The 7,415-nt window shown below is 62.5% G+C and carries 9 protein-coding genes; 3 read left to right on the top strand and 6 right to left on the bottom strand.

Features of this window, described 5'->3' with window-relative positions:
• The 4 genes from WBB85_RS17655 to WBB85_RS17670 all read right to left on the bottom strand — a co-directional run.
• On the bottom strand, window positions 1-975 hold a 975-nt coding region (locus WBB85_RS17655; RefSeq protein ID WP_432639914.1), incomplete at its 3' end, for a PQQ-binding-like beta-propeller repeat protein.
• A gap of 135 nt (window positions 976-1,110) precedes the next feature.
• A complete protein-coding gene (locus tag WBB85_RS17660) occupies window positions 1,111-1,515 on the bottom strand; it encodes a c-type cytochrome (RefSeq protein ID WP_432639906.1) in 405 nt (134 codons plus the stop codon).
• A 20-nt stretch (window positions 1,516-1,535) separates the two neighbouring features.
• A complete protein-coding gene (gene fghA / locus WBB85_RS17665) occupies window positions 1,536-2,387 on the bottom strand; it encodes an S-formylglutathione hydrolase (protein ID WP_432639907.1) in 852 nt (283 codons plus the stop codon).
• Between the two features lie 111 nt (window positions 2,388-2,498).
• Entirely contained in the window at window positions 2,499-3,626 is a 1,128-nt protein-coding gene (locus WBB85_RS17670) for an S-(hydroxymethyl)glutathione dehydrogenase/class III alcohol dehydrogenase (protein WP_432639908.1), read from the bottom strand.
• Between the two features lie 161 nt (window positions 3,627-3,787).
• Here WBB85_RS17670 and WBB85_RS17675 point away from each other — a divergent pair, with 161 nt between their 5' ends.
• Window positions 3,788-4,390 (top strand): hypothetical protein, encoded by a 603-nt coding sequence (locus tag WBB85_RS17675; protein ID WP_432639909.1) that lies wholly within the window; start codon window positions 3,788-3,790, stop codon window positions 4,388-4,390.
• Between the two features lie 6 nt (window positions 4,391-4,396).
• Here WBB85_RS17675 and WBB85_RS17680 read toward each other — a convergent pair whose 3' ends face one another.
• Window positions 4,397-5,431 (bottom strand): quinoprotein relay system zinc metallohydrolase 2, encoded by a 1,035-nt coding sequence (locus tag WBB85_RS17680; protein ID WP_432639910.1) that lies wholly within the window; start codon window positions 5,429-5,431, stop codon window positions 4,397-4,399.
• A gap of 112 nt (window positions 5,432-5,543) precedes the next feature.
• Here WBB85_RS17680 and WBB85_RS17685 point away from each other — a divergent pair, with 112 nt between their 5' ends.
• The gene (locus WBB85_RS17685; RefSeq protein ID WP_432639911.1) at window positions 5,544-6,341 is read left to right on the top strand and encodes a quinoprotein dehydrogenase-associated SoxYZ-like carrier; all 798 of its coding nucleotides are present in this window, start codon (window positions 5,544-5,546) and stop codon (window positions 6,339-6,341) included.
• Between the two features lie 9 nt (window positions 6,342-6,350).
• On the opposite strand, the gene soxR is transcribed toward WBB85_RS17685, so the two are convergent.
• Complete coding sequence (gene soxR / locus WBB85_RS17690) at window positions 6,351-6,797, bottom strand: redox-sensitive transcriptional activator SoxR (RefSeq protein ID WP_432639912.1); 447 nt, start codon at window positions 6,795-6,797, stop codon at window positions 6,351-6,353.
• 84 nt (window positions 6,798-6,881) lie between these two features.
• Between soxR and WBB85_RS17695 the strand changes: the two genes are divergently transcribed.
• Window positions 6,882-7,277, top strand: a complete 396-nt coding sequence (locus tag WBB85_RS17695; protein WP_432639913.1) for a VOC family protein — start codon at window positions 6,882-6,884, stop codon at window positions 7,275-7,277.
• Window positions 7,278-7,415 lie beyond the last annotated feature (138 nt).

Consider the following 7,415-nt stretch of genomic DNA (forward strand, 5'->3'; position numbering starts at 1 on the left):
GGTCAGAAGCTTGCGCATCGTGCCGTCCATTTCCTGATCGGTCAGGATCATTTCGTTGATGCCGTCAAAGTCCCATTCGTCATGCGGCGTCATCTGATAGACCCACTTTGCCATGCCTGTATCAACATCGCGGGCGAAGATGGTCATCGACCAGGCGTTGTCGCCCGGGCGCTGCGCCGGGTTCCAGGTCGAGGGGTTGCCGGTCCCGTAATACATCAGGTTCAGGTCGGGATCGTAGCTGTACCAACCCCAGGTGGTGCCGCCGCCGATTTCCCACTGATCGCCTTCCCAGGTGGCCAGACCGCTGTCGGCACCGACCGGCTTGCCTAGATGGGTGGTCATTTCGCCATCCATCAACGTGTCGCTGTCAGGCCCCATCGAATAGGCGCGCCAGGCGACGGTACCGTCGGCGATGTTATAGGCCGTGACCGAGCCGCGCACCCCGAATTCGCCGCCCGAGATGCCGACCATCACCTTGTCTTTCACCGGCATGACAGTGGCGGTATTGGTCTCGCCCTTGGCCGGATCGCCGTTCTTCACCGACCATTTCACCTCACCGGTCATCGCGTCGAGCGCCACCAGCGTGGTGTCGGCCTGATGCAGGAAGATCATGCCATCGGAATAGGCGACGCCACGGTTGACCGTGTCGCAGCACATGACCGGAATGACGCTCGGATCCTGCTTCGGTTCATATTTCCAGATCACCTTGCCTTCATTGGCCAGATCGAGCGCATAGACGTTATTGGGGAACGGCGTATGCACATACATGATGTTGCCAACCACGAGGGGGGAGCCCTCATGCCCGCGCAGAACCCCGGTCGAGAAGGTCCAGGCGACCTGCAGATCGCCCACATTCTCCTTGGTGATCTGATCCAGTTCCGAATAGCGGGTATTGGCATAGTCGCCGGTCTGGATCGCCCATTGATTGGGATCGTCAATCAAGGCCTGAAGATCGGCATTCGCACTGGCCGCCATTGCGCCCGTCAACGTAAACGCCGTGGTCAAAAGTAGCAGTCTTGTCATGTCTTCCTCCCGTTTCAACTTGCGGCCGCATCTTCCCTTGGCGGCCATGTCACGTCCTGAACGTCCTCCCTCGCGCGCGTTTTCCTCCTATTCTCCCGGGAACGTCGCGAGATAGGCGATGACATCCGCGCGCTCCTCCTCTTTCCTCAACCCGGCGAAGGTCATCTTGGTGCCGGGTACGAAATCTTTCGGTTTTTCCAGAAGTTCTCCGATGGTTTCCGGGGACCAGATCAGCCCGCCGGTACCGGCGGCCATCATCGCATCGGAGTATTTGAAGCCCTCGACCGTGCCGGCAGCCCGACCGATGATCCCGGTCAGGGGCGGGCCGACCTTGGCCTTGGCCTCGGGCCCGACATCATGGCAGGCCTTGCATTTGCGAAAGACCTTTTCGCCGTTCGCGGCGTCGCCCGCCACCTCCTGCCCGATGGCCATTGTACCGGCGATCATTGAGACCCCCACGACCAGAACCAATCGCGCTGCCTTTACCCTCATTCCTGTCCTCATCCTTGCCCTCATGCGGATAACAACCGCTCTGCATGCCACTTGACGTGGTCCTCCGCGAAACTCGCGACAAAGAAATAGCTGTGGTCATAGCCGCGCTGCAGGCGCAGTTGGCCGGGCTGCCGCCGCACGGCCATGGCCTGCGCCATCGCCTCGGGGCGCAGAAGGTCGATGAACTGGTCATCGGTGCCCTGATCAATCAGGATATCGCGCGCCCATCCCTGTTCGGTCAGCAGAAGGCAGGCGTCATAGACCACCCATTGTGCCTCATCATCGCCGAGATAGGCCGAAAGCTGTTTGCGGCCCCAGTCCGAGCGCGTCGGATTGACGATCGGGGCAAAGGCCGAGACCGAGCGATAGGCCTCGGGGTTGCGAAAGGCGACGACAAGCGCGCCGTGGCCGCCCATGGAATGGCCGGTGATGCCTTGCAGATCCGTCACCGGCATCGTCTCGCGCACAAGCGCGGGCAATTCGCGGGTGATGTAGTCATACATCCGGTAGTGATCGCGCCATGGCGTGCGGCTGGCATTGACGTAAAACCCCGCCCCCTGCCCGAGGTCATAGGCCGCATCATCTGCCACCCCATCACCGCGCGGGCTGGTATCGGGAAAGATCACCGCGATCCCGGCCTTTGCCGCTGGCGCCTGAAGCCCGGCCTTGGTCATGGCGTTTTCATGGGTGCAGGTCAGGCCCGACAGATACCAGAGGACCGGCACCGGATGGGTCGCAGCCTGCGGCGGCAGGAAGACGCCAAAGGTCATATCGGCACCGCAGGTCTCGGACCGGTGGCGACAGACAAGCTGCCGTCCGCCGAAACTGCGGTTCTCTGACACGATCTCCAGGGCATTCGTCTGTTTCAGCATATCTTCTCCGTTCGGGTGCGGCACATGCCGTCCCGGTCTGCCCGGCAAGGGGCAGAACCTGAATGTCTTCTTGTTCCGGACCCGCGGCGTCAGGCGCCGCAGGTCATTGTTTCAATAGACCACGACGGATCTGATGCTTTCGCCTGCATGCATGAGGTCGAAGCCCTTGTTGATCTCGTCGAGCTTGAGCGTGTGGGTGATCATCGGGTCGATCTCGATCTTGCCGTCCATGTACCAGTCGACGATCTTCGGCACATCCGTGCGGCCCCGTGCGCCGCCAAAGGCCGTGCCTTTCCAGACCCGGCCCGTCACCAGCTGGAAGGGCCGCGTCTCGATCACCGCACCTGCGGGGGCGACCCCGATGATGATCGACTGGCCCCAGCCGCGATGGGTGCATTCGAGCGCATCGCGCATCACCTTGACGTTGCCGGTGCAGTCGAAGGAATAATCCGCGCCCCCGATCTGGTCGAAGGGGGTCTTGGTCAGGTTGACGATCTCCTGAACCACATTCTCGCAATCTTTCGGGTTGATGAAATGGGTCATGCCGAAATGCTCGGCCATCGCCTTCTTGTCGTTGTTCAGATCGACGCCGATGATCATGTCGGCGCCGGCCAGGCGCAGGCCCTGCAGCACGTTGAGGCCGATCCCGCCGAGGCCGAACACCACGGCCTTCGCCCCGATCTCCACCTTGGCGGTGTTGATCACCGCGCCGATGCCGGTGGTGACGCCGCAGCCGATATAGCAAATCTTGTCGAAGGGCGCGTCCGGCCGCACCTTCGCCACCGCAATCTCGGGCAGGACGGTGTGGTTCGAGAAGGTCGAGCAGCCCATGTAGTGCAGGATCGGATCGCCATCGAGCGTGGTGAAGCGGCTGGTCCCGTCGGGCATCACGCCCTGCCCTTGCGTCGCCCGGATCGAGGTGCAGAGATTGGTCTTCTGGCTGAGGCAGGAGGGGCAGGTCCGGCATTCCGGCGTGTAAAGCGGGATCACGTGATCGCCCTTTTTCACGCTGGTGACGCCTTCGCCGACCTCAACCACCACGCCCGCGCCCTCATGCCCGAGGATCGCCGGAAAGAGCCCCTCAGGGTCCGCCCCCGACAGCGTGAATTCATCGGTATGACAGATGCCCGTCGCCTTGATCTCAACCATAACCTCGCCCGCCTTCGGACCGGCAAGGTTCACATCCATAACCTCCAATGGCTTCCCAGCCTGAACCGCAACAGCCGCACGTGTGCGCATAATCGTCCTCCCGTCTGGGCATGCCTCTTCGGGCAGTTTCGAAAAGTATAGGTCTGCCGCTCCGATCACGGGAATGCCGACCTTAGTGTGTAGCTCACCGGCTTGGGTCGCCACTGGCGTGTGCGTATAGTGGAGCCACCGAATGCCGGTGGAGGTGGAGAATGGAAAACCCGACCCATATCGCAGGTCTCGCGCTGATCCTGAGCCAGATCGGACAGCCGGTGCTGGCCGCCGGTGGCACCGATGCCGACTGGCCCTGTATCCAGCGCCGGACCGGCGAACTCTCGGCGGGCGTCATGTGGCCCGCGCCTTTGGGCGATGCCGCGACGGACACCGAAGCGGATGACCTTGCCGCGCGGCTGGCACTGCGCCGCGTCAGTGAGGATGAGGCCAAAGCCGCCGTTGATGCCTATGCCACCGCCCATCCCGGGCTTGGTCCGGACGCGCTTGGCGCGATCTTTCAGGCGGCCTTCACCCGCATCGACCGCGACCGGACCCGGGTGCTGGACGGGATCAGCCGCTATGGCCACAAACAGGCCGCCCTGGCCGAACGGATCGACGCGGCCCATGCCGAAATGACCGCGCTGAAGGCGGTGGAGGAGCCGGATTTCGACCGGATGGACGCGCTGGAGGAACAGATCGACTGGGATGAGCGCATCTACAAGGACCGAGAGCGGGCGTTGACCTATGTCTGCGAAACGCCGGTGCTGCTGGAAAAGCGGGCCTATAGTGTCGCACAGATGTTGCTCCGGCACCTTCCCTGAACGGGGTCATTCCCATTCCAGCTCGGTATAGGCCACGGTCGCGTTCCGCGCGTTGAAGAGGTCGAAGAGCTGCCAGTTCATCGCCTCGCTGCGCCCGATCACCGCTGTGGCGGATGAAAGCGGCAGCCCGTCATCCAGCGCCTTCCGTGTATCGGCGGCAATCGTTTCAAGATAGCGCATGAGCGGCAGGGCCCCATCAGGCCAGGGCAGGACCGGCCCGCCATGGCCGGGCACAACCCTGGTGACGGACCCCTGCCCCAGATCGGCCAAAACGCGGGTCCAGCCCCGCAGAGACCCGTCCAGTGCCGGGGCATGGTCGTCAAAGACCAGATCCCCGGCGAACAGCACGCCCGACACCGGGTCATGAACACTGAGATCCGTCGTCGTATGGGCCGTCGTATGCGGCGTGAGGGTGAGGATACGACCACCGAGGTCCAGCGTCTCCGTTGTGGACACCTCACGATCAGGCAGCGTCATTACGGTTCCGAGAAAACCCGCCCCGCCAATCCGCTCGCCGAACCCCTGCAGGTAACTTTCAGACCGTTCCGCCAGCGCGCGAGAGAGCCGTTCGCGCCCGATGATCTCAGCGCCTGCCTCCTGAAAGACCGAGGCGCCAAGGACGTGGTCGGGATGCATATGGGTCAGGATCAGTGCTTTTATCGGAAGCTCAGTCTGTTCCCGGATCGCCAGATAGGCCGCCTCGCCCACCGCGCGTGACCCGCCCGCATCAATCACCGCGACCCCGTCATCGCCGATCACGAAGGCGATGTTCGACACATCGCCAAGATTGTCCGCGTCAGGCTCCGCGATCCGGCCCCGATGGACGAAGGTATGCGGTGCGATCTTCACGAATGTCAGGGCTGGGGCTGGCCGCTCCCGGCACTCTGCCATGCCCGCCTGTCCGGCAAACGGCACAGGGGGATTGGCGGTCAGGGCCTCCTCGCACGCAGTCAGAGTCTCAGCCGCATAGCCCGGGCGCAGCGCAGCCCGGCACTGACCGGCAGCACCTTCCAGACAGAGCATCACGACGGCTTCGAACATGGTCCCATCCTGCCCGTCCGCAATGCGCGCCGCCACTCATCCTAAAGGCTTGATGGGGCCCGCGCCGTTTTCATGCTAGGATAAGCCCGCCGATACCCTTGGGAGAGGTGTGATGAAACATGTCCTGATATGCCTCAGTCTGGCGATTGCCATGCCAGTGATGGCCGCGGAAAACCCGCTGACAGACAGCCCGACTTGGGAGGATATGCGCGCCGATGTCATGGGCGACGTGGCCTTGCAGGACGGATCAGCGCTGTTCACCGTCGATGCCCCCTACCGCGCCGAGGATGCGGCGACCGTGCCGGTACTGATCACCCAGACCGACCCGGGGCCTGCGATTTCCTCTGCCATCATCGTCGTCGATGAAAACCCCGCCCCCGTCGCGGGCACCTTCACCTTCGGCCCCGCAATGCATCCCCTGAAGATGGAAGTCCGGGTACGGGTGAACCAGTATTCCAACCTGCGGATCATCGCGGAAACCGAAGGCGGCAGCTTCATGACCGGCCGCTTCGTCAAGGCCTCGGGCGGCTGTTCCGCGCCCGCGACCAAGGACCCCTCGGCGGCGCTCGCCGATATGGGCGCGATGCGGTTGAAGATGTTCACCGCCGCCGAGCCTTTGCAGTCCGGTCAGCGGCGCGAAGCGCAGATCATGATCCGTCATCCGAACTATTCAGGCCTGCAGCGTGACCAGTTGACCCAATTGTTCATCCCCGCGCATTTCATCCATCAGCTGGAAGTCTATCAGGGGGATGAGATGCTCTTTACGATGGAGGGCGGCATCTCGATCTCTGAAAATCCGGTCTTCCGCTTTGATTACACCGACAATGGCGCGCCGGAGCTGAGAATCCATGCGGTCGATACCGATGGTAATGTCTTTGAGCAGCGGCTGGCGAAGGCGTCGGCCTCCTGACCCGCCCTGTCAGCGCGGTCGGTCCCCCATCAGATAGCGCGGACCTGCCCCTTTGAGGCTTGCCTCATCATCGGGGTTGTAAAGCTTGCAACGGTCGAGCGAGAGGCAACCGCAGCCGATGCAACCATCCAGCCGATCGCGGAAATCCTGCATCAGCGCAATCCGCGCATCGAGTTCGGTCCGAAAGCCGCGCGCCATCCGTTCCCAATCACGCGCATTCGGCGCCCGCCCCTCGGGCAGTTCGGCCAGCCGCGCGCCGATCTCGGCGATGGTATAACCAAGCTGCTGGGCGATCATCACGAAGGAAAGCCGCCTGATGTCGGAACGTGCAAATCGCCGCTGCCCGCCCGCATTGCGCCCGGGCCGGACCAGCCCGCGTTCTTCGTAGAACCGGATCGCCGAGACCGAAAGCCCGGTCCTTTGCGCCAGTACACCGATTGTGAGTTCGCGTTCCATCACGCCTCCGGTTTATCGCTTGACCTCAAGTTATGTTGAGGAATTAGGACAGGCAAGAACCGAAGGAAAAGAAGGAGCAGAAACATGCCAGAGATGACCCCCGCCCGCATTGAACATGTGAACATTACTATCAGCGATCCGGCGGCGACGGCCGCTGTCCTGGGAACGCTGTTTGGCTGGACCATCCGCTGGCAGGGACCGGCGATGGATCAAGGCCATACGATCCATGTCGGCACCGATGAGAACTACCTTGCGCTCTATCGCCCGCGCCGCAGCCCGGATGGCGATGCCGTGCGCTATTGCAAACGCGGCGCGCTCAATCAAATCGGGCTGGTGGTGGACGATCTTGATGCAGCCGAAACGCAGGACCGCGCCGCCGGATACACACCCCATAACCACGCCGATTATGAACCCGGACGGCGGTTCTATTTCGACGGCGACGACGGGGTGGAATACGAGATCGGCAGCTATGCGGCCTGATGGCGCAGTGTGACATGAAGATACGGTGGAACTGGTTTCGGCTACCATGAGGCGCTGCCTCATACACAAGATCAAAGGGCTTGCCCGCAGACCGCATTGCTCTTTTTTCGGATGTTGCAGACATTCGAGGTGTAGCAC

It is taken from the genome of Albidovulum sp. (assembly GCF_049646345.1).
Lineage (GTDB): Bacteria > Pseudomonadota > Alphaproteobacteria > Rhodobacterales > Rhodobacteraceae > Albidovulum.